The sequence below is a fragment of the Ruegeria sp. CF1 genome, from assembly GCF_056537445.1.
In genome coordinates, this window is sequence record NZ_JBQFRN010000001.1 from 704,589 (window position 1) to 729,636 (window position 25,048).

Below are 25,048 nucleotides of genomic sequence, written 5' to 3' on the forward strand. Positions count from 1 at the left end.
CTAGTCTGAAAGCGCGGACATCAGCCGCGCTTTCTGCCCCTGATCATCTGGTTGCGAAATCACGGCGGCCAGATCTTCCAGCGACGCAATCGAATGCCCGGCGCGGAAGCTGTCGACATGTGGAAGCATTGTCGCCACACCCTGAGCTTTCGGTGCGAACCCGTCCCAGCGCAGCAATGGGTTCAGCCAAATCAGACGCCGCGACGACAGGTGCAGGCGCTCGATTTCCTTTTCCAGCATCTCGGGATCACCCCGCTCTAACCCGTCGGTGATCAACAACACGACCGCCCCCTGCCCCATGACGCGCCGGGACCAGTCGCGATTGAACTGATGCAGGCATTCTCCGATCCGGGTTCCGCCTTCCCAGTCCTGTGCCTCGGCCCCAGCAGCGGCCAGCGCTGCATCGACATCACGTTGATGCAGATGGCGGGTGATGTTGGTCAGGCGTGTGCCAAACGTGAATGCGTGCACTTTGGCCCAACCTGCGCCTTTGGCATTCGAAACCGCGTGTAGAAAGTGCAGAATGATCCGACTGTATTGGCTCATCGACCCGGATATATCGCACAACGCAACCAAATTCGGCCACCGAGGTTTGGGTTGCAAGTGCGCGATATCGCGTAGTTCGCCACCCTGCCGCATCGCTGACCTAAGTGTCCGAGCGCGATCAATGCGGTGACCGAGGTGACTGGCCTGACCTCGGCGAGACTCGATGGGTTTGACCGGTAAGTTCAGGCGCGACAGCATGCGTTTGGCCTGGGCGATCTCGGATGTACTCATCTGTTCGAAATCAAGGTTGCGCAAGCGTTCTTCGGATGACGCGGTTTGGGTCGCGTTGATCTCGATCTCGCTTTCCTCTTGTTGCTCGGTTGATTCTGGCAAGTCGCGTTCGACGCCATCCAACAACGCCTCAGCCGCGCGCTTTTCAGCCGCATCCGCTTTGCGCTCCTCCTGAACACCGCGAATGGCGGGCAGCATCATGGACATCATATGTTCTAGATACCGCGGATCGCGCCAATAGAGGCGGAAGACTTGCGCAAAAACCGTTCGATGTTCCGGCCGGTTCACGAAACAGGCATGCAGCGTCCAGTAGAAATCTCGTTTCTCGGTGAACCCCGCAGCCTGCACGGCGCGGATCGCGTCAACCACGCGCCCAGTTCCTATCGGCAGTCCGGCCTTGCGCAAAGCGCGCGCAAAATGGGTGATGTTCTGGGCCAGTTTGGGGTTGTCCGGTATATCGAGTGGGAGTTGTTCGGCCATCAAACCCCCAAAGTATTTTCGAGCATATGAAGCATCAGGCTGGTTCGAGATCGGCTTTCGCCTGATCCAGAATGCGTTTGGCCTCGGACCCCTGCAACTTTTGGATGTCGTCCTGGTATTTCAGGATGGCACCCAACGTATCGCCGATTACTTCGGGACTTAGGTTGATAACGTCCAGCGCCAGCAGACATTTAGCCCAATCGATGGTCTCGGCCACCCCCGGTTTCTTGAACAAATCTTCAGTGCGCAAGCGCTGAACAAAGGCGACCACCTCACGGCTCAGCGCTTCTGCCGCTTCGGGAGCCCGTGCGTGCAGGATTTCGATTTCGCGCGCAAAGTCAGGGTAATCAACCCAATGATATAGGCAGCGGCGTTTCAGTGCGTCGTGTACTTCGCGCGTGCGGTTCGAGGTGACGATCACGATCGGCGGTTCAGGCGCTTTGACAGTACCTAACTCAGGGATCGTTACCTGAAAGTCACTGAGCGCCTCCAGCAAGAAAGCCTCAAAGGGTTCGTCGGTCCGGTCCAATTCGTCAATTAGCAATACAGGTGCCCCATTAGCATCCGGACGCATGGCCTGCAGCAAGGGGCGTTCGATCAGATAATCATCCGAGAACAGCTCGGTCTGCAACGCGCCTCGGTCCGCCCCACCCGACGCTTCTGCGGTTCGGATCGCCACCATCTGGGCGGGGAAATTCCACTCATACACAGCGGAAGAGGCATCAAGGCCTTCGTAGCACTGCAACCTGATCAGGCGCCGCCCCAATCCTGCGGCCAGCGCCTTGGCGATCTCAGTCTTGCCGACGCCCGCCTCGCCTTCCAGAAATAGAGGTCGACCAAGTTTCAGCGAAAGAAACACAACCGTCGCCAAAGCCCGGCCACAGACATAACCCTCAGAGCCCAAAAGCTCTTGCACGGCATCGATGGAGTTTGGCTGTGTCATGAGTTCCCCTTTTTCCTGCGCCCCAACAGGTCATGACCACAACCAGAGGTCAAGACCACCATCCGTCAGTGACTTACGGCGATCTGTCTCATCGGCAAGGGCAAGAGGGTCTTTCACCACCCAAGCGGCTGTGTTAGCCGGGGGCCATGACCCAATCCCTGACGATCCGCCGCCCCGATGACTGGCATTTGCATCTGCGCGATGGCGCGATGCTGCAAGCCGTCTTGCCTGAAACCGCGCGCCATTTTGCCCGTGCCATCATCATGCCGAATCTGGTTCCGCCCGTTGTCAAAGGTGACGACGCAGCAGCTTATCGGGACCGCATCCTTGCTGCTCTGCCTGAGGACATGACGTTTGAGCCGCTGATGACGCTCTACCTGACAGAAGACACAGACCCGGCGGATGTGGCCGCCGCACATGCAAGCGGATTGGTCAAGGCGGTAAAGCTTTACCCGGCTGGGGCAACAACCAACTCGTCTTCTGGCGTTCGCGATTTCGACAAGGTGCGCCCGGTGCTGGAGAAGATGGCCGAGATCGGTCTGCCGCTGTGTGTGCACGGCGAAGTCACGGATGCCGAGATCGATATCTTCGATCGTGAGGCGGTTTTCATCGACCGCGTTCTTGATCCGATTCGCAAAGCAACACCCGGACTGCGCGTGGTGATGGAGCACATCACGACGTCAAACGGCGTGGATTACGTCAAGGCGAACGAGAAAGATCTGGGTGCGACGATTACAACGCATCACCTGATCATCAACCGCAACCACATTCTGGTGGGTGGCATCAAGCCGCATTACTACTGCTTACCGGTCGCCAAACGCGAAGAGCATCGGCTGGCGCTGCTGACCGCCGCGACATCAGGCGATACGCGTTTCTTCTTGGGCACAGACAGCGCGCCGCACACGGATGCTAACAAGGAAATGGCCTGTGGCTGCGCCGGCTGTTTCACTGCAACTAATACAATGTCACTGCTGGCCGAAATGTTCGAGCGCGCAGATGCGTTGGACAAGCTAGAGGCGTTCGCGTCACTCAACGGCCCGGCCTTCTATCGCCTGCCAGTGAACGAAGAGACCATCACGCTGACCAAAGGCGATGAGGTCGTCTATCCGGCCAAAATCGAAAGCGGCGACGGCCCCGTGACCGTATTCGATCCGGGTTTTCCACTGCATTGGCGCGTCGCTTAATCAGTTAGCCTTTCAGCCAAATCCGCTGCGCGCCCGCCGGTGCGCAGCATCGACCAGATGGCGTCCGCCTCATCCCCCCCGATCAGCTTCGCCGCTTTCTCCCTGACGCGATCTTCGCGATCCGATAGAGACATCGGAGCCAGCAGATCATGGCTGGCCTCGCGGCGCGCGCCGTCCCGGCGTAACAGGGACAGATGGGCTTGTGTCTCGGATAGACTCTCATCCGCCTCGACCGTGATCCGGTCCCTTAAGGATTGCAGTCTTGGATCAGCACAAATCTTGTCGGAATAGCTCCCTGGCAGAGCTGTATCGTAGCCCATTGCCTGCATTGCGATCACGGTACGATAGGAAAACTTCGCTCCTAACCCACTGGTCGGCTGCAGTTGATTGCACACACTCATCCAGCGGGGGTGGGTTTTGATCTTGATCTCGGCCACCTCGGGCTCGGCGATGTCGAGATCGCGCGCAGCCTCAAGCGCCGCGTGCAGGCCATGGCAGCAAGCGTGGAATTTGTGTCTGATGCTTTCGAACAGCCACTCGTCCCCCAAACCATCAAGCGCAGCAGCTAAATCGTCAGCCCCCAAATGTGTCGCCCCAAACCCAAACGGGCCTTCCAATGCGTCAGCACCGGGTTGAAAGCCGTTGCGGATCAACTGGGCGGCCTCAACACCGTTCGAGGCTGCAAGCCCAGCGTTATAGGGTTTACCCATTGTCCCAAACTGTGATTTCTGCCCTGAGGCCCGGGTCGCGGTTAGCCCCAACAGGTCACGCATCTGCTTTACGTCAAATGCCATAATCCGACCCGCAGCCACCGCAGCCCCAAACGCGCCAGCCGTGGCTGTTTGGTGAAAACCAGCCTGATAATGACCACGACCAAGCCACAAACCGATGCGGATCGATAACTCCATTCCCACTAGCGCTGCCTCAAGCAGATCGACCAGAGGTCGGTCTTCCCACGCCGCAAGAGCAAGGGCTGCAGGAAAAACAGCAACCGATGGATGACCGATATGAGCGAAATGCGTGTCGTCATAATCAAGCGCATGAGAAATGGTACCATTCACCAGCGCCGCTGCGCGTAGCGGCGCATCACCGCCTCCGAACAAACGCGCCTGTGCGGCACCGCTCTCGGAAAGAACCATCTGACGTATGATGCGGGAAACCGGCTCATCTGCGCCTGCCCGCCCCACAGCAAGCCAGTCCAACGCGGATAGAGATGTCACAATACGAGCCTGCGCCGTGGTCGACACAGAACCAGCAGCAAACTCGGCAAGGGCAGTTGTCAAATCGGTCATGTGGCGCAGTCTAGCGCGCGCCGCTCGGGCGTAAAGCCTCAGCCGTACAGGACGGCAGCACGTTGTTCGAATGCTCGGACGATACGGTGCATGGCTTCGTTGAAAACCACGCCAATGATTCCTTGCAGAACCGCGTTCTTGAATTCGAAATCAACGTGGAACGAGACGTTGCAGCCGTCTTCCGTATCTTCAAACTCCCAATCCGAGCGCATGTATTTGAACGGTCCGTCCAGATACTCGGTATCGATCCGTTTCAGCTCATCAAACAGCGTGACCCGACTGCCAAAGCGTTCGCGGAACACCTTGAATGAAATAACCAGATCCGCTTCCATCACCTTGCCATCGCCCGCGGCATAGGTCCGACGGATACGGGCCGCAGCGCACCAAGGCAAAAATTCAGGGTATTTCGCCACATCCGCGACCAGATCATACATCTGCTGAGCGGTGTAAGGCAGCGGGCGGGTCTCGGAATGGGTTGGCATGATATCCGGGATTAACTGGTGACAATGGGGCGTGATTTCGTATGTTGCGCGCCAAAGATCAAGGGGGCAGCGATGAGCCAGCGCGCATATGTGATAGATGAGATGATCTCGGCCAAGGCAATTGCTGCCCGGATCGAAGAGCTTTGCCGCGAAATAACGGCTGAATTCGGCGGCACCGACAAGCTGGTCGTTGTCGGCCTGCTGCGCGGCAGCTTCGTCTTTATCGCTGATCTGGTGCGCGAGCTGGACCTGCCCATCGAGGTCGATTTTCTGGAGGCATCGTCCTACGGTGACTCGATGGAAAGCAGTCGAGAAGTTCGTATTCTTAAGGACTTACGCGGCGCTATTGAAGGGCGTGATGTTTTGGTGGTCGAGGATATCGTGGATACCGGCCATACCCTGAACCACGTCTCCAAGCTGCTCCGTACCCGCAAGCCACACCGGTTGAAATCCATCGCCCTTCTGGACAAACCCAGCCGGCGCGAAGTCGATTTCCGCTCGGACTGGATCGGGTTTGAAATCCCTGATGAATTTGTCGTGGGTTATGGCATCGACTATGCGCAGCGCAATCGCAACCTGCCGTTTATCGGCAAGGTTCGATTTGTCGAAGATCAGGACTGATGAGTCTGCGCCATTTTGTTCGCATGTCGAAATGGGGGCGAAACCCGCCCTCGGAACGGCGCGTGAAACTGGTGTTTGGCGTGATCCTTATCTGCCTGATGATTGCCGGAATTGAATATATGGGTTGGTGGCCCGAATGGGCAGAAAGCCAGCCCAGAAAACTCAGGCCTTGAGCGTTTGTTCGATAGCAGCCAAAAAAATATCTGTCCCGATCGGGATCAAAGCATCCGGGAAATCATAGTCGGGGTTGTGTAGCTGCGGATGATCCCGTCCCGCGCCTAGCCAGAACATGGCGCTTTTTGCGCCTTTTCCGAACTGCCCGAAATCTTCCGAAAACCTTTGTGGGGTCGCAACCAGCTTGCAAGGAATGTCGCGGCTTTGGCAGGCCTCTGACAGGATCTGCACGGCTTCACCCGAATTTGTGCAAGCCTCAAACACATCGTCATAGGTGATTTCAACACCTAATCCCTGTGCCTGAGCACGCGTAGTCACCAGCTGTTCTGCGTCGCGGATCAGGCTTGCCATCCGGCTGTCCGAGACCGTGCGCAGGGTCACCCACAGTTCGGCCTGACCGGGTGCGATACCAAAAGTGGCCTCACCCAGCCTAGCATGGGTTACCGTTGTCAGCGCATATTCTGCATCCAGCGCCCCACCCTGCCCCAGAATGGCCAAAGCAGGCATAAGCTCTGCCAACGCACCGGCTGGCGACACTCCATCCTGAGGGGCCGCCGCGTGAGAGGTTTTGCCCGTCAAAACAATTCGCATCCCACGCGAGGCGCAATTCGCCGGACCCGAGCAAAGCTCAACCCCGCCCAATTCCAAACCCGGCAAATTGTGCAAAGAAAACACATAGTCCGGAGCGATATCCGCAAACTTGGGATCAGCACGATAGGCAATCGCACCTTGACCGGTTTCTTCGGCGGGTTGAAAAATCAGAACCACCCGCCCCTTGGTCGGACGCTTGTCCCCCAATACAAAGGCAACACCAAGCACCATCGCCATATGGCCATCATGCCCGCAAAGATGCCCCTTTCCGGGATGTTGCGACGCGTATCGTGCACTTGAGATTTCCTGAATCGGCAAACCGTCCAATTCACATCGGATTCCGATGGTTGGTCCGGGCTGTCCGCTATCATAAACCGCCGCGACACCGTGGCCACCAATACCTGTCAGAACCACATCGGGATCACACGCCTGAAGCAAGTTCGAGATACTCGTCGCGGTTCCACGTTCCTCGCCCGATATCTCAGGCACTTGATGCAGTTCATGGCGCTTTTCGGTAAGCCAGGATTGAAGTTCGGGTTTCACCTCTGGTTCAACTTCTTTTGTCGAGCTTCGCGCAAACGGGCGAAATCATCGCCCGCGTGGTAAGACGACCGGGTCAAAGGAGTTGCCGAGACCATAAGGAAACCTTTGCCGAATGCAGCTTTTTCATAGGCCGCAAACTCTTCGGGTGTAACAAAGCGGTCAATGCCATGATGCTTGGGTGTTGGCTGCAGATACTGGCCGATAGTCAGAAAATCGATATCCGCCGCGCGCATGTCATCCATGACCTGACGAACTTGCTGCTCGTCCTCGCCCAGTCCGACCATTATGCCGGATTTGGTGAAAATGGACGGGTCCATCTCTTTGACCCGCTGCAGCAAGCGCAATGAGTGGAAATATCGCGCACCGGGACGCACCTGAGGATAAAGGCCCGGCACCGTTTCAAGATTGTGATTGAACACATCTGGCTTGGCCTCGACAACAATCTCAAGCACCGAGGGATCGCATTTCAGGAAATCCGGCGTCAGAATCTCGATCGTAGTCTTGGGCGAGCGGTGTCGCACCGCACGGATGGTCTGTGCAAAGTGATCTGCGCCTCCATCGAGCAGGTCATCCCGGTCCACGGATGTGATGACCACATGGTTCAAGCCCAGCTTCTGCACCGCATGCGCCACGCGACCCGGTTCAAATGCATCCAGAGTATCCGGCTTACCGGTCGCAATGTTGCAGAAGGTACAACCGCGCGTGCAAATCTCGCCCATGATCATCATGGTCGCGTGCCCCTGGCTCCAGCACTCACCTACATTCGGGCATCCGGCTTCTTCGCAGACGGTGACCAGATTATTGTCACGCATGATCTTGTGCGTCTCGGCATAGCCCTTGCCACCCGGCGCTTTGACCCGAATCCAGTTCGGTTTGCGCGGAGCCGCATTGTCAGGTCGATGTGCCTTTTCGGGGTGTCTTTGCTCGGGTACTTTCAGATCACGCACGGCTGGCTTTCCTGGCTTTGGGTCAATTTTCTTTGTTCATAACATAGACCGACTCATTTGGTTACACCAGCGGCGCATAGCCGCTATGCCGCACGTCTACGCGCGTGCAGCGAAAGCGATCATGCACATCATTTTACGCATTACTTATAATGCTTTATCGCCATCAAAGATATTATGCTTTTGCAGCATATATATCATTGAAGCCGAGTTAGAATCATTTTAACTCTCGCGGCAAACATAAGTGAATCACAGGAGTTTGATGATGAAAACCGGTGCAAAACTGCCTGACGTAACCTTCCACACCCGTGTCCGCGATGAGGCCGTCGAAGGCCCCAACCCGTTCCGTTGGGAAGACAAGACAACCGAGGATTATTTTGCAGGCAAGCGTGTTATCCTGTTCTCGCTGCCCGGCGCATTCACCCCGACATGCTCGACCTATCAATTGCCTGGTTTCGAAAAAGGCCACGGCGATTTTGCGGCCAAGGGCATCGATGCAATCTACTGCATGTCCGTCAACGACAGCTTTGTCATGAACAAATGGGCCGCCGATCAGGGTCTGGAAAACGTCAAGGTCATTCCTGATGGGTCCGGTGAGTTCACGCGTAAAATGGGCATGCTGGTCGACAAGGACAATCTGGGCTTTGGCATGCGCTCGTGGCGTTACGCAGCCATCGTCAACGATGGCGTTGTGGAGGCATGGTTCGAAGAACCCGGCCTGATGGATAACTGCCCCGAAGACCCTTACGGCGTGTCGTCCCCGGAAAACCTAATGAAGCATCTGGACGAAGCCCGCGAACCGGCGCTGGCATAATCCTGTCATGCCCTACTTTGAAAGGCCCGCCATTTCGGCGGGCCTTTTTCGTTAGGTTCGAGTTTTAGCTACCACGTCTTCACCGACCTGCCGGATTACTTGCGCCAATCGATCGAACCACTCCTCCGCTCCGGTCGAGCTGCGACGCACCAGGCCAATGGTCCTCGCCGGTTGCGGCGCACCAAATCGCAACAATCGCAAACCGGGGACTGCATCCGTCTCGGCCTGCGCCGCAAGTTCAGGCATCAACGTCAGGCCAAACCCTTCGGCGACCAAACGCGACAACGTGGCAAGTGAGGACGCACCCATATTAATTTGGCCGCTGGTACGATCCTGACCGCAAACTTCTAGCGCCTGATCTGTCAGGCAGTGCCCGTCTTCCAACAGCATCAATTGCGCTGTCTTCAAGTCCACAGGCCGCAACTCTTCCGGGCTGATGGTCAATCGATTCATGCGAGTCTGACTTCCTGCCAGCAAGAACCGATCTTCGAACAGTGGCTGTTCGTGGAAAGTTCCATTTCCCAAGGGCAGCGCCAGTACGGCGGCATCTATTTCGCCCAAGCCCAACATGGATAGCAGTCGCTCGGTCCGGGCCTCGCGAATCTGAACCCGTAACGAGACATCCGCAGCCCGCAACCCGGCTAACACCCCCGGCAGCAAATAAGGTGCAACCGTAGGAATAATCCCGATCGACAGGGACCTATGGCCACCCGAATGGTCGCGTGCAAACCGGTCCAACCGTTCGGCCGCGTTCAGGACATGTTGGGCATAGTCCAAAACGTCTCGACCAAGTGGTGTCAACAGGATGTCGCGGGCCTGCCGTTCGAACAACGGCCCACCGATCGAGTCTTCCAGTGACTTGATTTGAACCGAAAGCGCAGGCTGCGAAACATGGCAGACCTGCGCGGCACGGCCAAAGTTACGCTGTTCGGCGACGGCCTGGAAATATTGCAGCTGGCGGAAGGTGAAATTCATAACCCCTGACTATCATTTGGGGTCATTTCCGCAAGGCCGGTATATGGCTGCATGAAACGTTCAGCCGATCATCCGATCCCGCTCGGTCTGGTCCTCGTAGTGGCGCTTCAGCCTTTGCAACGCGATCCGCAGCACGATCTTGCCTGATCGCGCAGACCAGCCCATCCGCTTTTCAGCCAGCTCAAGCCCTTCTAGATAACAACAACAGCGCAGCGCGACGTCGCTCAAACCCGGCCCAAGGTCAGACAGCGCGCGGGCCACACGATCCCTGGCACCAGAAGGTCCTCGCCCCACATGGCTGTCCGAGGCAAAGTCACCGCGTCCACCGCCTGTCAGAAAGCGATCCCAATTCTGTGTGACCTGAGGTCCGATCTGCGCCAGTTCGAAATCCTCACGCAAGCGCTCGCCCGCGCTCACCAGAGTTTCATCCAGAAACGGCTTGCCATCCCGGTCGCGGCGGCGCGCCAAAGCGATCAGCGGGCTTTCCACAGTGCTGTAACGGACGCGAGGCTGTGATGGCGCCCTTGCACCCGCAGTTGCGGGTTTGAATGCGGCCTGCGCTTCCGCCATGCCAAATTCATTCTGCGTACGCGCCCGGTTTTCGGCCTCGGCAATCAAATGACTTAGCGCAGCCCTGCCCGAGGTTGAAATCCGGTAGCGTGAGATCCGACCCGGACTATCGCATGAAATCCAATCATTCAGCGCCAGAGCCTGCGCGATCCGGCAATCTACAACTGCTGTTTTGGTAGTTCCTCCTTTGCCGTTGTCCCGAACCACAACAGCCTTGTCCATATCCTCGGCCACGGCAAGCACGGCACCGGATTCACACATGCGCCTCAGTACACGCAGCGACTCGCGCTCGAATTCGTCGTCTTGGGCTTCGGGCCGTCCTGCCTCAGACGTCACGATTGCAAATGAAGAACCTGTGCGCTCCATTGGCGCAAAGTGTGACTGGGCCAGAGAATGCAGAGCTGCATCCACCAAAGGATCGTCCCTGCGCATCTCAACCCTGCGGATCTGACGCAGAATGGTCGAGGCATGGCACCCTGCGGACCGCGCAATATCCCGAATAGATCGCCCTGACTCCGTATGGTCCAGATATCGTTGCGCCCCTTCGGGAACCCATGCCGGAACAGTGAATGCCACGTTGTTTTCCATATTTCTTCGCCCTCGTCGACAAAACAAACTGACAGTTTTAGCCGTCGGATTCTTAGTTAACCAAATCTAACTAGAGTTGCTTTCGTTACTCGTTCGTTAATCACAGACGGCACAGAGCAGAATTGATTCAAAAAGATAAACAGTGGTGAAACCATAGTTCGGGGTGATCCCGCACAAGGCAACACCCGCTTAGGTTGTGTCACATTTCAGACAGCGAAATTGAAAAAGAAGGAAAGCTGCCGTGCAGGACCTGATGACCATGATCACCACACTCCGCCGCCCGCGATTACTGGCCCGTGCCGCCAAGATCGGGGTGCAGGACTATAATCGCGACCGCCACCTGCAACGGCTTCTTGGATATGGATCAACACCGGGCACTGGTGCAGCGTTGATCCGTTTGCTGGAATTGGAGCGTGAGATTAACGCGCAACGCATCGAAGTAGACGCGGCCTATTCACTGGTGCGCCATCTTGATCTGCTGATTGCATTAAATGGCGAAGCGCAACTGTATCAGGCCAGTCGCGCCACGCAGTATCAGTAATCAGGTGAACGCGTCCGGCATCGATGCTTTCTTTTCGGCAACATATGCGTCGAGCGCAGCCTTTACATCAGGGTCAAGCTGCGGCTGCTGGTAGTTCGCCAACAGATGCTCAACCCGTGCCGAAGCCAGCGTCCGTGTATCGCGGGCGCCTTCTTCTTCCCAGGTCTCAAACGGCTTATAATCCAAGAGATCGGTTTTCCAGAACGCTTCCTTGAAGTTGGCTTGCGTATGGGCACAACCCAAATAGTGACCTCCGGGACCGACTTCGCGGATGGCGTCCATCGCCTGTGCATTCTCATCATAGGCCACACCTTTGGCCAATCCGTGCAAAACGCCGAGCTGATCGGCATCCATGACGAATTTCTCGAAATCCGCCACCAAGCCGCCTTCGAGCCAACCGCAGGAATGCAGCATGAAATTCACACCCGACATCAGGCCCATGTTCAACGAGTTCGCGGTCTCATACGCAGCTTGCGCATCCGGCAATTTTGAACCACAGAACGAACCCGCAGAGCGATATGGCAGACCCAGTCGGCGCGCCAACTGACCCGCGCCATAAGTGACGTGCGAAGCCTCTGGGGTGCCAAAGGTCGGCGCTCCTGAATTCATGTCGATCGACGATACGAACGCCCCAAAGATCGCAGGAGCACCCGGACGGATGATCTGGCTATATGCTACACCTGCCATGACCTCGGCCAGAACCTGCGTCAGCGTGCCCGCGACCGAAACCGGTGCCATAGCACCACCCACGATGAACGGCGAAATAATGCAGGCCTGATTGTTTGCGGCATAAACTTCCAGAGAACCCATCATCACGTCGTCAAAGGTCATCGGCGAGTTGATGTTGGTCAACGATGTCATCACGGTGTTGTTCTGCACGAACTCTTTGCCGAACAGGATCTCGCACATCTCGATCGAATCCTGCGCCCGGCTGGGATCAGTGACCGAACCCATGAACGGTTTGTCGGACAGAGTCATATGCGCCATCAGCATGTCCAAATGGCGCTTGTTTACCGGAATATCTGTCGGTTCGCAGACCGTACCGCCCGAATGGTGCAGCCACTTGGACATGTAGGCCAGCTTCACGAACTTGTTGAAATCGTCCATTGTCGCGTAACGACGTCCGCCTTGCGCATCGCGTACGAACGGAGGACCATAGACCGGAGCCAGAACCATATTGCGGCCGCCGATGACTACCGATTTCTCAGGATTGCGGGCGTGCTGGGTAAATTCGCTAGGGGCGGTCTTGATCAGCTCACGTGCCAGGCCGCGCGGCAGGCGGACCCGCTCACCATCGACATCTGCACCCGCGTCTTTCCAGCGCTCAAGCGCTGCCGGATTGTCTACGAAATTGACGCCAATCTCAGCCAATACGGTTTCCGCATTGGTTTCGATAATCTCCAGCGCCTCTTCGTTGAGGACCTCGAAATTGGGGATATTGCGTTCGATATATTTCGCGGTTTCGATCTTGACCGCCGTACGCTCGGCACGACGGGCGGCACCGCCGCCACCCCGTGCCCTGCGCCGGGTGTTTGCCTCTGCCATTGAGTAAATCCCGTGATTGGTTGGTTTGGTAGATGTGTTACATGAACGGCAAACTTCGCCACAGGTAGTTTACGGCGCTCTAGAGGTAAAAGCGACATGAACCGCGGGCCGCTGCGACATATGTCTGTCGGTTACTACTTTGCCTTTTTCTGCATAACGACAGTGTTTCCTGACACCTCGACCTCAACCCACCCCAGATGAGTGTACATTTCGCGGGTTGCACGCATCAGCCGATGTGTCCGCAAGCGCAGGACTGAAAGCCCGGCCTCAACGGCCTTAGCTTCAGCAACTGCAAGCAGTTGCCGCGCAATACCCTTGCCCTGAGCCTCTGGCGAAACGGCGAGATTGAATATCATCATAGCCTCGGCCTGTTGATCAAATATGATGACACCAAAAAGTGTACCGTCCACTTCAGCAATGACGACCTGATGCTCTGCGATCTCTTCCTCGATACCAGACGTAACATCCGGCAGATCGGCAATGTCTCTCATCGCATCGGCATAAGCGCTTGCGATACAAACTTGTATCGACTTGGCGTCGCTTCGTTCGGCAGTTCTGAGTTTTATGGTGGTCATGTATCAGCCTCCTCGCTGAATTGACGTCATTACGCTTGCACAAGCAAGGCTTGCGACCTAATAGCCAATCATGACCCAAGACAGCCATGACCGCCTTTTGATCATCGACTTCGGCAGCCAGGTGACGCAGCTTATTGCCCGCCGCTTGCGCGAACTGAACGTCTATTGCGAAATCCACCCCTACCAGAACGTCACGATGGATTTCGTGCGAGAGATGGCGCCCAAGGCCGTCATTTTTTCGGGCGGCCCTGACAGTGTTACGCGCGAGGGTTCACCCCGCGCCCCGCAAGAGATTTTTGACTACGGCGTGCCGATCCTGGGCATCTGCTATGGTCAGCAGGTGATGATGCATCAACTGGGCGGCAAGGTTGAAAGCGGGCACGGCACCGCAGAATTTGGCCGCGCATTTGTTACTCAGAATAATCGGCTTGATATCCTCGATGGCTGGTTCGCCGAAGGTGACGAGCAGGTCTGGATGAGCCACGGCGATCATGTAAGCGAAATCGCTCCGGGTTTTGAGGTGTTCGGCACTTCACCCAACGCGCCGTATGCCATCACGGCCGAAGCCTCGCGTCATTTCTATGCGGTGCAATTTCACCCCGAGGTTCATCACACACCCAAGGGTGCAAAGCTCTATGAGAATTTTGTCAAACTGGCAGGGTTCAAGGGCGATTGGACCATGGGGGCTTATCGGGACGAGATGATCCGCAAGATCCGCGAACAGGTCGGGGACAAAAAAGTCATTTGTGGCTTGTCTGGCGGTGTCGACAGCTCGGTTGCGGCGATCCTGATACATGAGGCGATTGGCGATCAGCTGACCTGCGTGTTTGTCGACCATGGGCTGCTACGCAAGAACGAAGCTGCCGAAGTCGTCGGCATGTTCCGCGACAATTACAACATCCAGTTGATCCACGCGGACGAAAGTGAACTGTTCCTGGGTGAACTTGATGGTCAATCCGATCCTGAGACCAAGCGCAAGATTATCGGCAAGCTGTTCATCGACGTGTTCCAGAAACACGCCGACACAATCGACGGCGCCGAGTTCTTGGCACAGGGCACCCTGTATCCAGATGTGATTGAATCCGTGTCGTTTTCAGGCGGTCCATCTGTGACCATCAAATCGCACCACAATGTGGGTGGCCTGCCTGAAAAGATGGGTTTGAAGCTGGTCGAGCCTCTGCGTGAACTCTTCAAGGACGAGGTTCGCGCGTTGGGCCGCGAGTTGGGCCTGCCCGGCAGCTTCATCGGTCGCCATCCCTTCCCCGGCCCCGGCCTTGCCATCCGCTGCCCGGGTGAGATCACCCGCGAAAAGCTTGAGATCCTGCGCGAAGCCGATGCCATCTATATCGACCAGATTCGCAAACATGGTCTGTATGATGAGATTTGGCAGGCCTTTGTCGCCATTCTTCCGGTGCGCACGGTCGGTGTAATGGGGGATGGACGAACATACGATTATGCCTGCGCCCTCCGCGCGGTCACATCCGTCGATGGCATGACAGCGGACTACTATCCGTTCAGCCACGAATTCCTCGGTGAAACCGCCACGCGTATCATCAACGAAGTCAAGGGCATCAACCGATGCACTTACGACATCACCTCGAAACCTCCCGGGACGATTGAATGGGAATGATTATTCCCCCTCGGCAGTGCTGAAATGCACCGCATTTGACGGGAGAAGGACAATTCGATGAGCAACTACTCGGTACATGAAACGGCAATCGTCGATGAAGGCGCGCAGATCGGAGATGGCTGCCGAATCTGGCATTGGGTGCACATCTGCGGAGGCGCCAAGCTGGGCCGAAATGTTTCACTCGGGCAGAATGTCTTCGTTGGGAACAAGGTCATCATTGGCGACGATTGCAAAATTCAGAACAACGTTTCGATCTATGACAACATTACGCTGGAAGACGGCGTATTCTGTGGGCCGAGCATGGTGTTCACGAATGTGTACAACCCGCGTTCATTGATCGAACGAAAGGCCGAATACCGCAATACTCTGGTAAAGAAAGGGGCCACGCTGGGCGCCAATTGCACGATCGTTTGCGGTGCTACAATCGGGGAATACGCTTTTATCGGCGCAGGTGCCGTTGTTAATGCTGACGTGAAGCCATACGCACTGATGGTGGGCGTCGCTGCCAAACAGATTGGCTGGATGAGCGAGTATGGCGAGCAGTTGGATTTACCTCTCACTGGTCGTGGTGAGGTTACCTGCCCTCATACCGGTGCTCGATACGTGTTGAACGGCGATTCGGTCAGCAAAGCTCTGCCAACCACCTGAGTATCAGCGCCAGCGCGCTTACCGGTTAAGAACCCCCTTTATTTGCGGGTTCGAGTCAGAATACTGGCATCATCTAAGCCGCTCACCCAAAGCGATCATAGACGGCCAGACGTACATTTAGCCTTGCTTCATCGGGTAAAACGCAATCTATTCAGCCCGTTGCACCACGGCACATGTAAGAGATCTCATGAACAGCAATAAAATGCAGATCGGTAAGGCGGCGCTGTGGATGACAGGGGCGATCGCCTCATTCACATCGATGGCCATTGCCGGCCGCGAGCTGAGCGTGACGCACGACACCTTTGAGATCATGTTCTATCGCAGCCTAGTGGGTATCTGCGTGGTGGCAATCGTCCTCTCGGCTTCACGCAAATGGCATCAGGTAACCACCAAACGTCTTGGTTTGCATGGTATTCGGAACGTGTTGCATTTCACCGGGCAGAACCTGTGGTTCTATGCAGTAACGGTGATCCCGTTGGCGCAGGTCTTCGCGCTCGAATTCACTCAACCCATCTGGGTGATCTTGCTATCCCCACTGCTGCTGCACGAGAGGTTGACCGCTTTGCGTCTGACCGCAGCCCTGATCGGATTTGCCGGGATTCTCATTGTGGCCCGTCCAGGGGCCGCCACACTTAGTCCCGGCGTTATTGCTGCGGCCGCATCTGCGATTTTCTTCGCGTTAACAGCAATATCGACCAAGTCCTTAACGCGCACAGCCAGCATCGGATGCATCATGTTCTGGCTTACTTTGATGCAGGCCGGTTTGGGTCTGGTTGCATCAGGTCTGGATGGGCAAATAACACTTCCAACCTTAACGACTGCGCCGCTTCTTTTGCTTGTCGGCTTGGCAGGCCTATTGGCCCACTACTGTATTACCAATGCCCTGGCCATCGCGCCTGCGACCGTGGTCGTGCCGTTTGATTTTGCACGCCTTCCGACCATCGCGATCCTCGGGATGGTCATTTATCACGAGCCGCTGGATCACTGGACGCTTCTGGGGGCCGTGGTGATCTTTGCCGGGATTTTCCTGAACGTTTGGTCCGAGAACCGTAACAATTCAGCAACACCCGCATAGAGCTATTTTGCTGAATAACGCTCCGTCACCGGTTGACCCAATTTTAAAGTTTAAGACAGTAAAAAGCGGTAACGAGGCCGAATACGCCCAATGAGGATGCGTATAACAGGCAATTTGGACAGTGTAGGGAGGAATATATGAAACGAGTGTTGTTGCACACATGCGCGTTGTGCATTGGGGCAACCGCGGCGCAGGCCGGCGGCCTAGACCGAAGTGGGCAAGGTGTTAACATCCTGTTCGAAGAGGGATCTGTCGTGCAGTTTCGGCTTGGGTATACAAAGCCGGACGTAAGCGGATCGATGGAGGATCAAATCCCGACCAGCCCGACGTTTGGGGAAACGATTGACTCGGGCAATGTCTCGAACAGCTTTTTCACACCGCATCTGGCATACAAGACTTCTTTGACCGAAAAGCTCGACTTCGCGCTGGTTTATGACGAGCCGTTTGGCGCGGATATCGACTATTCTTCGGATTATCCCTTGTCGCAGAATGTCTTGGCTCTGGCAGGTCTTCCCGGAGCAACAACTGACGTGCTTCGCGCAAAAGCAGATACCGATGCGATCACGGCTTTGCTTCGCTACAAATTGGATGGTGGCTTCAGTGTTATCGGTGGTCTCCGCGCCCAGCGTCTGAAAGCAAGTGTTTCAGTTCCGATCGCTGGTGCAAGCACAACACCATTCGCGTCCGGGGGATACCGCGTTGAAACCGATGCCGAGATCGATTTCGGTTACGTTGTTGGTGTTGCTTGGGAACGGCCAGATATCGCCGCACGGGTCGCTCTGACCTATAACTCGAAAATCACACATGATCTGTCGCAGACCGAAGCGAACGATGCCATCACTGGAATTGTTCCACCCGGCATACCCGTCGTGGGTCGCGTCAGCGCTGATTCATCGACCGAGGTTGTGACGCCTCAATCGGTCAATCTCGATTTCCAGACAGGTGTCGCGCCAAAAACGCTGTTGTTTGGTTCGATCCGTTGGGTTGACTGGCCGCAAACCGTGTACGCACCGCCGGTCTATACTGGTCTGACAGGTATTAACCTGGTCGACTACGAAGAAGCGACATGGACCTACTCACTGGGTCTCGGCTATCAGTTCAGCGAAGAATTCTCTGGCGCGGTAACGCTGGGTTACGAGAGCTCTCAGGGGAACTCGGTCTCGAACCTAGGCCCGACGGATGGGTTCTGGAGTATCGGTCTGGGCGGCACATACTCTCTTGAAAAGGCCAAGATTTCCGGTGGTGTACGCTATACGGATATTGGGGATGCCACTGCCAACGGTACTGGCCCCGATAACCGTGCCACGTTCACTGGCAACAGCGCATGGAGCGTTGGTATTCAGGTGACTTACGCGCTGAACTAAAGCAGATGCAAATGTGCATTTTAAGCCCCGCCATCTCGGTGGGGCTTTTTCGCATGTTCCGGGTCGATATGCTGATTGAGAGATGCCAGAACAAGCCATGACTTCTCAGAAAACACTCACAGCTCGCACTTGGACCGAATTGATACTGCTTGGTGTCATTTGGGGAATGTCATTCCTTGCGATCCGAATCGCACTTGATACGATTCCCGTCATAACATCAGTTTTCCACAGGGTTTTTTGGGCAGCGCTGGCGTTGTGGATCGTCATCATCTTTCAACGCCAATCGGTCCCGAGCGATCCCAAGGTCTGGGGTATTTTTCTGATCATGGGGCTGTTGAACAATGTCCTGCCATTCTCGCTTATGGCCTGGGGGCAGCTCTATGTCGAAACTGGGCTGACATCGATTCTGAACGCTGCCACCGCGATCTTCGGCGTCCTTCTGGCGGCCTTGTTTTTTCGCGACGAGAGGCTGACCAAAACCCGCCTCCTTGGCGTAGGGCTTGGGTTTCTGGGCGTTTCAATCACAATTGGCCTCAGACAGTTTAGCAACCTAAACCCAAGCAACCTGGGTCAGGTTGCGATCCTGGCTGGGACGCTTTCTTATGCGTTTGCAGCCATCTGGGCGCGTAGCCACATGAGCGCCCTTCCCCCTAAGATCGCCGCGGCAGGTATGTTGACCGGATCTGCGATCCTGATGACGCCTGTTATGTTGTTGGTCGATGGAGTTCCAACCTTCACCCTGCCCCTGCAAACCTGGCTGGCAATCGCCTATTACGCCCTGCTGGCAACAGCCGGAGCCTATCTGCTGTACTATCGGGTGCTACAACAAGCAGGCAGCGGCAATGTTCTGCTCGTAACGCTCATAATTCCGCCAATCGCAATACTAATGGGTGCTTTGGTACGCGATGAAGCTTTGCCACCACGTGCTTTTATCGGTTTTACGGTACTGGCGATCGGCTTGCTCATCCTCAGCCGATCTCGCCGACGCGATTGACGCCGCCAGCGGCCCGTTTTAGCTAGGGCAAAACAAGGGACGGCGGATTATGATCTACAACTCGGCAACGGACTGGCGTCAGGCTGCGCGAAAGAAGGTGTTGTTCTTCGGTATGTCCGGGTTGGGAAAATCCTATGTCTCAAACACGCTGCGAGATGCCGGGGACTGGTTCCACTATTCAATCGATTACCGCATCGGCACCCGCTATATGGGCGAACATATCGCGGACAATGCCAAGGCTGAGGCGATGAAAGTACCCTTTCTCCGCGAGCTTTTGCTGTCGGACTCGATCTATATCGGATCGAACATCACGTTTCAAAACCTGACCCCGGTGTCGACTTATCTGGGCAAGCCGGGCAATCCCGATCTGGGCGGCCTTGAAATCTCGGAATATCAGCTGCGGCAAGACCAGTTTCGACAGGCCGAAATCCATGCCCTGTTGGATACCAAGTATTTCATCGACCGGGCCAATCGTCTTTATAGCTATCCACACTTTATCTGCGATACCGGCGGGTCAATCTGCGAATGGGTAGAGCCTGAAAATCCAAATGACCACATTCTGACCGAATTGTCGCGCCAGACCCTGATGATCTGGATCAAGGGCGATGAAGCCCACACTGAAGAACTGATCAAACGCTTCGACAAGGCACCAAAGCCTATGTCCTATAAGGCCGAGTTCCTGCAGAGGGTTTGGGACGAATACCTCGCCCTCAACAAGTGTTCCGGCACCGAGGTTGATCCGGATGCATTCATCCGCTGGACCTATGCGCAAGCGCTGGCGCACCGGCAGCCACGCTATGAAGCGATGGCCCGAAATTGGGGCGTTACAATAGCAGCCGATGACATCGCCAAAGTGCGGGATAGTGGCGATTTCGATGAGTTGATCGAACGCACCCTTGAGACCCGCCCCAACCCCGCCTAAGTTCCAGACTTCCTTCGCAGTTTCAACAGCGTGACCAAATGCCGATCAAAATCCCCTCCGACCTGCCCGCCTTTGAAGTCCTGACAAATGAGGGCGTCATGGTCATGGCTGATGATCAGGCCGCAAGGCAGGATATTCGCCCCCTTCGGATCGGGCTTTTGAACCTGATGCCAAAGAAGATACAGACCGAAAACCAGTTCGCACGCCTGATCGGAGCGACCCCGCTGCAGATTGAGCTCTCGCTGATCCGCATGACGGAACACCAGACCAAGAATACCGCCGCCGAGCATATGGCCGAGTTCTACCATCCTTTTCAGGAGGTGAAGGACCAGAAGTTCGACGGCCTGATCATAACCGGTGCACCAATCGAACATCTGGATTTCGCTGACGTCACCTATTGGGATGAAATCCGCGAAGTGTTTGAGTGGACCCAGACCAATGTGCATTCCACATTTGGCGTATGCTGGGGTGGTATGGCGATGATCAACCATTTCCACGACGTTGAAAAACACATGCTGGATGCGAAGGCCTTTGGCTGCTTCCGGCACCGGAACCTAGCACCCGCGTCTCCATTTTTGCGTGGTTTTTCTGATGATTGCGTGATACCCGTCAGCCGCTGGACCGAGATGCGGCAATACGAGATCGATGCGGTTCCTGATCTGATCACTTTGCTTGGCAGTGATGATGTCGGCCCCTGCCTGATCGAAGATCCCGTGCATCGGGCGCTCTATATCTTCAATCACTTTGAGTATGACAGCGATACGCTTAAACAGGAATATGACCGGGACATCGCAAATAACACGCCGATTAATGTGCCTATCAACTACTATCCCGACGATGATCCAAGCCAGAACCCTCAGAACAGGTGGCGCAGTCACGCGCATCTGCTTTATGGTAACTGGATCAATGAAATTTACCAGACAACCCCGTTTGATATGAGTAAAATTGGCCAGTAAGCTTTTGATATCACTCAGCGTTGCGCTTGTGGGTCTCGCTCTTGTGACCGCATGGCGCAGCGGGCAGCGTGAAAGCAGCGCCGAGGCTTCGTTTCCGCCAGAAGGCCAGATCGTCGAAGTCGATGGTGTTGCAGTTCATGCCGTCGTGATGGGAGAAGGGCCAGATGTGGTGTTGATCCACGGATCCAGCGGAAACACGCGCGACATGACTTTTGCGCTGGCCCCAATTCTGGCCGAGACCTATCGCGTCATCGTCTTTGACCGCCCGGGTCTTGGATACTCAGATAGCTTTAACTCCGACGGAGAAACCATTGTCGAACAAGCGGAAATCCTACAACGGGCCGCATCGAAACTAGGCGCAGAAAAACCGATCGTCGCCGGGCAAAGCTATGGCGGTTCGGTTTCGCTTGCCTGGGCTGTCACCCGGCCCGACAACATCGCAGCTTTGGTCCTGATCGCTCCGGCGGCGATCCCGTGGGAAACACCTCTCGACGCGTTCAACACTATTGGTGCGACGACAGCGGGCAACGCCCTTGCTTTGCCTTTGGTCAGCGCATTTGTTCCTGACTGGTTTGTTACGAAGGCGTTGGACCAGGTGTTTGCACCGCAAAAAGCCCCCGAAGGATATGCCGAGCATTTCGGGCCGGGCTTGACCATGCGCCAGTCTTCGATGCACGCAAATGCCAAACAGCGTGCAAATCTGCTGGATGAAATCACCGAGCTTCAACCCCGCTATGGCGAGATCTCCGTGCCAACCGAAATTGTCCACGGTACGGCGGATACGACTGTCGGGCTGGGCTGGCATTCCGAGCGCCTGATCGAACAGATTCCCGGCGCTGAGCTGATCGAATTGGACGGCATAGGACACATGCCGCAGGTTGTGGCCGCCCCAGAAGTTGCCGCCGCAATCGACCGCGCAGCCGAGCGCGCGGGTTTGCGTTAAGTCCATCCGTAATTCATAGTAAGATATGGATTTTATGGCGAGGCGTGCATGACCCAATCAGACCCGGACACTATCGAGAACTATTTTCACAACCACGCCCCAAAACCCATACGCTCGGCTATTGAAGAGGCCAAGAAGGGTGAAATTCTGAACCCGACCTACCCCTACTCCAAAAAGCTTAAAGGCAAGGAATACGATCAGCAGATGGAAGGTCTGCAGATTGAGCTGGTCAAGATGCAGCGATGGGTCAAGGAGAATGACCAGCGCATCGCTATCCTGTTCGAGGGCCGTGACGCCGCTGGCAAAGGCGGAACCATCAAACGGTTCCGCGAGAATTTGAACCCGAGGGGCGCGCGGAACGTGGCGCTCAGCAAACCCTCGGACGCAGAACGCAGCCAATGGTATTTCCAACGCTATATCTCTCATCTCCCATCGGCCGGTGAAATCGTGTTTTTTGATCGCAGTTGGTATAATCGGGGCGTTGTCGAAAATGTCTTTGGCTTCTGCACGACGGAAGAGCGTGAACGGTTTTTCAGGCAGGTCCTGCCCTTGGAAACCGGTTTTAGCAATGATGGCATACATATCTTCAAGTTCTGGCTGAATGTCGGGCGTGCCGAACAATTGAACCGCTTTCTTGCCCGCGAAACCGACCCTCTGAAGCAGTGGAAACTCAGCCCGATCGACATCGCAGGCCTACACAAATGGGATGAATACAGCCAGTCGATTACCGAAACCCTTACACGAAGCCATTCCGAAAACTGCCCTTGGACGATCATTCGATCAGATGACAAGAAACGCGCCCGGCTGGCAGCCATTCGCACCGTGCTAAGCCAACTCGACTACGAAGGCAAAAACCTGGAAGTGGTGGGCATGCCGGATGAAAAGATCAGTGGTGGTCCGGAAATCTGGGATGCATAAGCTAATTGCAACACTCTGCTCAGCCTATGCTGGATTAGGCCCTAGCCGCTGCATATATATAATAAAACGCGCCTGAGGCCGGGATGACGAAACGCGGATATCACCACGGAAACCTAAAGCAAGCCTTGATGGAGGCCGCCTTATCCCTGATCGAACAGAAGGGACCGACCGGTTTTACATTGTCAGAGGCCGCAAAGACCGCTGGGGTCACTCCTGCCGCCGTTTATCGCCATTTCGAAGGGCGTGAGGACCTGATCGCCGAGGCTGCGCGGCAGGGGTTTGAGATGTTCGCCGACCTGATGCAATTTGCCTATGACAAAGGGCAACCCTCGGCACTTGCGGCGTTTGAGGCCACGGGCCGCGCCTATCTGGCCTTTGCCCGCAAGCACCCCGGCTATTATATTGCGATGTTCGAAAGCGGGATTTCAATCAATCGTACACCGGAACTGGCGCTGGCCGCGAACCGGGCCAAAAACGTGCTTGAAAAGGCCGCCAGCGATCTGTCGCAGCATATTCCGCCGGAGAAGCGTCCGCCCGCTTCGATGTTCAGCGCCCATATCTGGGCCATGAGCCATGGTGTTGTCGAACTTTTCGCACGCAATACCGGCGCAAGTTCCCCCTTCCCGCCTGAAGACCTTCTGGAGAGCGGAATTGGAATCTATCTGCGCGGTTTGGGTCTGGTCGCACAGGACGAATAAGACCGTGCCAGTCAATCACTTTCGCGGGCGGTCCCGCCGTCGATCAACGGGACTCCCGCTGCCCTCACGCCTGCAATAAGCGCATCAACCGGTTGCGACTCTTTGAATACGCGGCGTTTCAGGGCCTCCAGCGGAAAACCAGGCCAAGTTTTCTGGTAAACATTGGCGAGACGCCGTGCCTCGACTTGTTCGCCTTTGTTCCAATGCGCGGCCATCAGATAGGCCGCTGATATCGGCCCAAATGGTCCTCCGCGCTCGATCGTGTCCTCGTAAGTTCGGATCGCCGCTGCATAGTCTCCGGTATGAAAATGCACAGACCCTACTACATTGCCAAAGACAAGCCCGCCGCTGCGTTCCGCAAGCTCTTCATACCATTCAGATTGCGCCAGAATCCGCTCGAAATTCAGAGTATAGAGTGAAATAAGCGCATCGAACTCAGCAACATGCGGATCGGTCGGGGCCAGATCAACGGCTCTGCGAGACAGGGCCGATGCCCGATCGTAATTGCCCAGTGCAAATTCCAGCCAGGCCCGCGCCGAAAGCGCCCAAGCCTCATCAGGTGCGATATCCATCGCATGGGCGCTTTTTTCATCGGCAGACTTCAAATACTTTTCTGCATCCGGTTCAAAGAACAACAAAATGGCCAGCATGGTCTCGACCTGTGCCGCTCCGGCATAGCCACAGAAAAAGAGTGGATCTCGTTCAATCGCCGTCTCAAAAATCAGCAAAGCCGGTTGCAGACGCGATAGGTCAACGACGGGGAACATCACATCGCGGCCAGCACTGCAAAGGTTTATCGCTTCTACCCGCGCGGGAGATACGTCATAAATCGCGCTTTGCCCTCGGCCCACAGCGCCGCGTGGCTCATTTTTTGAATAATAGCCTGATACCCAGATGCCTAAGCCAATCAAAGCCAGAAAGAACGCGATGACCAACGCGCTTCGCCGAATGCCCTGTGGGTTTTGGGCTTGCGAACTCCCCAGCGTAAATTCGGGTGCATAGCTACCGACAGGCAGTGAAATCACCACGGGATCAGTTGCGCCATCACCTCCGTAGTAAGCTTTTAGCTTTCGCCTGACACGACCTGCATCAACGCGCACAACCCCTTCCCGCTTGGTCAAGTCGTCGGCGCTGTAACCATAAACATCCATGGCAATGGTCTTGGCGCGGATCTCATCCGTGCGGCCCGCAAGCGCTTCGGTCACGACATAGCTAAGAAAGGCCCGCATTCGGGCAGATCCTTTGAAGCCACCTGAGTTCA

The 25,048-nt window shown here is 55.8% G+C and carries 26 protein-coding genes; 15 read left to right on the forward strand and 11 right to left on the reverse strand.

From position 1 onward, the window contains the following. Both ACRZ96_RS03585 and ACRZ96_RS03590 read right to left on the reverse strand, forming a co-directional pair. On the reverse strand, nucleotides 1-1,257 hold the full coding sequence (locus ACRZ96_RS03585) for a vWA domain-containing protein (protein ID WP_480814233.1): 1,257 nt from the start codon (nucleotides 1,255-1,257) through the stop codon (nucleotides 1-3). Nucleotides 1,258-1,291: 34 nt separating this feature from the next. Next, nucleotides 1,292-2,200 carry an AAA family ATPase gene (locus tag ACRZ96_RS03590; protein ID WP_170421335.1) on the reverse strand — a complete coding sequence of 303 codons (909 nt, stop codon included), beginning with the start codon at nucleotides 2,198-2,200 and terminating at the stop codon, nucleotides 1,292-1,294. Between the two features lie 146 nt (nucleotides 2,201-2,346). Between ACRZ96_RS03590 and pyrC the strand changes: the two genes are divergently transcribed. Then, complete coding sequence (gene pyrC / locus ACRZ96_RS03595; RefSeq protein ID WP_170817703.1) at nucleotides 2,347-3,384, forward strand: dihydroorotase; 1,038 nt, start codon at nucleotides 2,347-2,349, stop codon at nucleotides 3,382-3,384. Here the strand turns inward: pyrC and ACRZ96_RS03600 are convergent. After that, entirely contained in the window at nucleotides 3,381-4,676 is a 1,296-nt protein-coding gene (locus ACRZ96_RS03600; protein WP_480814234.1) for an MmgE/PrpD family protein, read from the reverse strand. The two genes, pyrC and ACRZ96_RS03600, sit on opposite strands and share 4 nt — an antisense overlap. Nucleotides 4,677-4,714: 38 nt before the next feature. Further along, nucleotides 4,715-5,158, reverse strand: a complete 444-nt coding sequence (locus tag ACRZ96_RS03605; protein WP_170393242.1) for a type II toxin-antitoxin system RatA family toxin — start codon at nucleotides 5,156-5,158, stop codon at nucleotides 4,715-4,717. 72 nt (nucleotides 5,159-5,230) lie between these two features. On the opposite strand from ACRZ96_RS03605, the gene hpt reads away from it, so the two are divergent. Both hpt and ACRZ96_RS03615 read left to right on the forward strand, forming a co-directional pair. Continuing rightward, entirely contained in the window at nucleotides 5,231-5,779 is a 549-nt protein-coding gene (gene hpt / locus ACRZ96_RS03610; RefSeq protein WP_010439696.1) for a hypoxanthine phosphoribosyltransferase, read from the forward strand. Beyond that, nucleotides 5,779-5,952, forward strand: coding sequence for a hypothetical protein (locus ACRZ96_RS03615; protein WP_480814235.1), 174 nt, complete (start codon nucleotides 5,779-5,781; stop codon nucleotides 5,950-5,952). The genes hpt and ACRZ96_RS03615 overlap by 1 nt, the downstream gene beginning before the upstream one ends. Here the strand turns inward: ACRZ96_RS03615 and ACRZ96_RS03620 are convergent. Together ACRZ96_RS03620 and lipA are read right to left on the reverse strand one after the other, a co-directional pair. After that, nucleotides 5,942-7,087: an amidohydrolase gene (locus ACRZ96_RS03620; protein WP_480814236.1), complete on the reverse strand. Its 1,146-nt coding sequence runs from the start codon at nucleotides 7,085-7,087 to the stop codon at nucleotides 5,942-5,944. The genes ACRZ96_RS03615 and ACRZ96_RS03620 overlap by 11 nt on opposite strands. Further along, entirely contained in the window at nucleotides 7,084-8,034 is a 951-nt protein-coding gene (gene lipA / locus ACRZ96_RS03625; protein ID WP_480569492.1) for a lipoyl synthase, read from the reverse strand. Before lipA ends, ACRZ96_RS03620 begins: the two co-directional genes overlap by 4 nt. A 262-nt stretch (nucleotides 8,035-8,296) precedes the next feature. Between lipA and ACRZ96_RS03630 the strand changes: the two genes are divergently transcribed. Then, the gene (locus ACRZ96_RS03630) at nucleotides 8,297-8,845 is read left to right on the forward strand and encodes a redoxin family protein (protein ID WP_480771399.1); all 549 of its coding nucleotides are present in this window, start codon (nucleotides 8,297-8,299) and stop codon (nucleotides 8,843-8,845) included. A gap of 51 nt (nucleotides 8,846-8,896) precedes the next feature. Here ACRZ96_RS03630 and ACRZ96_RS03635 read toward each other — a convergent pair whose 3' ends face one another. After that, a complete protein-coding gene (locus ACRZ96_RS03635; RefSeq protein WP_480584899.1) occupies nucleotides 8,897-9,820 on the reverse strand; it encodes a hydrogen peroxide-inducible genes activator in 924 nt (307 codons plus the stop codon). A gap of 60 nt (nucleotides 9,821-9,880) precedes the next feature. Continuing rightward, a complete protein-coding gene (locus ACRZ96_RS03640) occupies nucleotides 9,881-10,978 on the reverse strand; it encodes a DUF6456 domain-containing protein (protein ID WP_480704672.1) in 1,098 nt (365 codons plus the stop codon). Between the two features lie 241 nt (nucleotides 10,979-11,219). Here ACRZ96_RS03640 and ACRZ96_RS03645 point away from each other — a divergent pair, with 241 nt between their 5' ends. After that, nucleotides 11,220-11,519, forward strand: a complete 300-nt coding sequence (locus ACRZ96_RS03645; protein ID WP_480704670.1) for a DUF6477 family protein — start codon at nucleotides 11,220-11,222, stop codon at nucleotides 11,517-11,519. Here ACRZ96_RS03645 and ACRZ96_RS03650 read toward each other — a convergent pair whose 3' ends face one another. Then, nucleotides 11,520-13,064 carry a trimethylamine methyltransferase family protein gene (locus tag ACRZ96_RS03650; RefSeq protein ID WP_170393250.1) on the reverse strand — a complete coding sequence of 515 codons (1,545 nt, stop codon included), beginning with the start codon at nucleotides 13,062-13,064 and terminating at the stop codon, nucleotides 11,520-11,522. It lies immediately after the preceding gene. 134 nt (nucleotides 13,065-13,198) lie between these two features. Then, nucleotides 13,199-13,639, reverse strand: a complete 441-nt coding sequence (locus ACRZ96_RS03655; protein ID WP_170510246.1) for a GNAT family N-acetyltransferase — start codon at nucleotides 13,637-13,639, stop codon at nucleotides 13,199-13,201. A gap of 70 nt (nucleotides 13,640-13,709) precedes the next feature. Between ACRZ96_RS03655 and guaA the strand changes: the two genes are divergently transcribed. The 10 genes from guaA to ACRZ96_RS03705 all read left to right on the forward strand — a co-directional run bounded on the left by guaA (nucleotide 13,710) and on the right by ACRZ96_RS03705 (nucleotide 23,787). Beyond that, nucleotides 13,710-15,269 (forward strand): glutamine-hydrolyzing GMP synthase, encoded by a 1,560-nt coding sequence (gene guaA, locus ACRZ96_RS03660; RefSeq protein ID WP_480771397.1) that lies wholly within the window; start codon nucleotides 13,710-13,712, stop codon nucleotides 15,267-15,269. 57 nt (nucleotides 15,270-15,326) lie between these two features. Beyond that, entirely contained in the window at nucleotides 15,327-15,917 is a 591-nt protein-coding gene (locus ACRZ96_RS03665) for an acyltransferase (protein ID WP_170393253.1), read from the forward strand. Between the two features lie 187 nt (nucleotides 15,918-16,104). Further along, nucleotides 16,105-16,992 (forward strand): DMT family transporter, encoded by an 888-nt coding sequence (locus tag ACRZ96_RS03670; RefSeq protein WP_170421307.1) that lies wholly within the window; start codon nucleotides 16,105-16,107, stop codon nucleotides 16,990-16,992. Between the two features lie 137 nt (nucleotides 16,993-17,129). Then, nucleotides 17,130-18,356 carry an OmpP1/FadL family transporter gene (locus tag ACRZ96_RS03675; protein WP_170393255.1) on the forward strand — a complete coding sequence of 409 codons (1,227 nt, stop codon included), beginning with the start codon at nucleotides 17,130-17,132 and terminating at the stop codon, nucleotides 18,354-18,356. 82 nt (nucleotides 18,357-18,438) lie between these two features. Beyond that, nucleotides 18,439-19,350: a DMT family transporter gene (locus ACRZ96_RS03680; protein WP_480814237.1), complete on the forward strand. Its 912-nt coding sequence runs from the start codon at nucleotides 18,439-18,441 to the stop codon at nucleotides 19,348-19,350. A 49-nt stretch (nucleotides 19,351-19,399) separates the two neighbouring features. Then, nucleotides 19,400-20,272, forward strand: coding sequence for an ATPase (locus tag ACRZ96_RS03685; RefSeq protein WP_480771395.1), 873 nt, complete (start codon nucleotides 19,400-19,402; stop codon nucleotides 20,270-20,272). Nucleotides 20,273-20,310: 38 nt separating this feature from the next. Next, entirely contained in the window at nucleotides 20,311-21,228 is a 918-nt protein-coding gene (metA, locus tag ACRZ96_RS03690) for a homoserine O-acetyltransferase MetA (RefSeq protein ID WP_170393257.1), read from the forward strand. Next, the gene (locus ACRZ96_RS03695; RefSeq protein ID WP_480771394.1) at nucleotides 21,218-22,171 is read left to right on the forward strand and encodes an alpha/beta fold hydrolase; all 954 of its coding nucleotides are present in this window, start codon (nucleotides 21,218-21,220) and stop codon (nucleotides 22,169-22,171) included. Before metA ends, ACRZ96_RS03695 begins: the two co-directional genes overlap by 11 nt. A gap of 48 nt (nucleotides 22,172-22,219) precedes the next feature. Then, nucleotides 22,220-23,089: a polyphosphate kinase 2 gene (gene ppk2 / locus ACRZ96_RS03700; RefSeq protein ID WP_170393259.1), complete on the forward strand. Its 870-nt coding sequence runs from the start codon at nucleotides 22,220-22,222 to the stop codon at nucleotides 23,087-23,089. 83 nt (nucleotides 23,090-23,172) lie between these two features. Continuing rightward, nucleotides 23,173-23,787: a TetR/AcrR family transcriptional regulator gene (locus ACRZ96_RS03705; RefSeq protein ID WP_170393260.1), complete on the forward strand. Its 615-nt coding sequence runs from the start codon at nucleotides 23,173-23,175 to the stop codon at nucleotides 23,785-23,787. A gap of 11 nt (nucleotides 23,788-23,798) precedes the next feature. On the opposite strand, the gene ACRZ96_RS03710 is transcribed toward ACRZ96_RS03705, so the two are convergent. Next, the gene (locus tag ACRZ96_RS03710; RefSeq protein ID WP_480771393.1) at nucleotides 23,799-25,016 is read right to left on the reverse strand and encodes a tetratricopeptide repeat protein; all 1,218 of its coding nucleotides are present in this window, start codon (nucleotides 25,014-25,016) and stop codon (nucleotides 23,799-23,801) included. Nucleotides 25,017-25,048: the final 32 nt, after the last annotated feature.

What these genes read in the sequence shown, in the direction of transcription:
- hpt (WP_010439696.1), top strand. Translation starts at nt 5,231, where the DNA reads ATGAGCCAGCGCGCATATGTGATAGATGAGATGATCTCGGCCAAGGCA.
- ACRZ96_RS03640 (WP_480704672.1), bottom strand. Translation starts at nt 10,978, where the DNA reads ATGGAAAACAACGTGGCATTCACTGTTCCGGCATGGGTTCCCGAAGGG.
- ACRZ96_RS03665 (WP_170393253.1), top strand. Translation starts at nt 15,327, where the DNA reads ATGAGCAACTACTCGGTACATGAAACGGCAATCGTCGATGAAGGCGCG.
- pyrC (WP_170817703.1), top strand. Translation starts at nt 2,347, where the DNA reads ATGACCCAATCCCTGACGATCCGCCGCCCCGATGACTGGCATTTGCAT.
- ACRZ96_RS03630 (WP_480771399.1), top strand. Translation starts at nt 8,297, where the DNA reads ATGAAAACCGGTGCAAAACTGCCTGACGTAACCTTCCACACCCGTGTC.
- ACRZ96_RS03675 (WP_170393255.1), top strand. Translation starts at nt 17,130, where the DNA reads ATGAAACGAGTGTTGTTGCACACATGCGCGTTGTGCATTGGGGCAACC.
- metA (WP_170393257.1), top strand. Translation starts at nt 20,311, where the DNA reads ATGCCGATCAAAATCCCCTCCGACCTGCCCGCCTTTGAAGTCCTGACA.
- ACRZ96_RS03650 (WP_170393250.1), bottom strand. Translation starts at nt 13,064, where the DNA reads ATGGCAGAGGCAAACACCCGGCGCAGGGCACGGGGTGGCGGCGGTGCC.
- ppk2 (WP_170393259.1), top strand. Translation starts at nt 22,220, where the DNA reads ATGACCCAATCAGACCCGGACACTATCGAGAACTATTTTCACAACCAC.
- ACRZ96_RS03705 (WP_170393260.1), top strand. Translation starts at nt 23,173, where the DNA reads ATGACGAAACGCGGATATCACCACGGAAACCTAAAGCAAGCCTTGATG.
- ACRZ96_RS03585 (WP_480814233.1), bottom strand. Translation starts at nt 1,257, where the DNA reads ATGGCCGAACAACTCCCACTCGATATACCGGACAACCCCAAACTGGCC.
- ACRZ96_RS03680 (WP_480814237.1), top strand. Translation starts at nt 18,439, where the DNA reads ATGCCAGAACAAGCCATGACTTCTCAGAAAACACTCACAGCTCGCACT.
- ACRZ96_RS03590 (WP_170421335.1), bottom strand. Translation starts at nt 2,200, where the DNA reads ATGACACAGCCAAACTCCATCGATGCCGTGCAAGAGCTTTTGGGCTCT.
- ACRZ96_RS03600 (WP_480814234.1), bottom strand. Translation starts at nt 4,676, where the DNA reads ATGACCGATTTGACAACTGCCCTTGCCGAGTTTGCTGCTGGTTCTGTG.
- ACRZ96_RS03655 (WP_170510246.1), bottom strand. Translation starts at nt 13,639, where the DNA reads ATGACCACCATAAAACTCAGAACTGCCGAACGAAGCGACGCCAAGTCG.
- ACRZ96_RS03670 (WP_170421307.1), top strand. Translation starts at nt 16,105, where the DNA reads ATGAACAGCAATAAAATGCAGATCGGTAAGGCGGCGCTGTGGATGACA.
- ACRZ96_RS03710 (WP_480771393.1), bottom strand. Translation starts at nt 25,016, where the DNA reads ATGCGGGCCTTTCTTAGCTATGTCGTGACCGAAGCGCTTGCGGGCCGC.
- ACRZ96_RS03685 (WP_480771395.1), top strand. Translation starts at nt 19,400, where the DNA reads ATGATCTACAACTCGGCAACGGACTGGCGTCAGGCTGCGCGAAAGAAG.
- ACRZ96_RS03605 (WP_170393242.1), bottom strand. Translation starts at nt 5,158, where the DNA reads ATGCCAACCCATTCCGAGACCCGCCCGCTGCCTTACACCGCTCAGCAG.
- ACRZ96_RS03615 (WP_480814235.1), top strand. Translation starts at nt 5,779, where the DNA reads ATGAGTCTGCGCCATTTTGTTCGCATGTCGAAATGGGGGCGAAACCCG.
- guaA (WP_480771397.1), top strand. Translation starts at nt 13,710, where the DNA reads ATGACCCAAGACAGCCATGACCGCCTTTTGATCATCGACTTCGGCAGC.
- ACRZ96_RS03635 (WP_480584899.1), bottom strand. Translation starts at nt 9,820, where the DNA reads ATGAATTTCACCTTCCGCCAGCTGCAATATTTCCAGGCCGTCGCCGAA.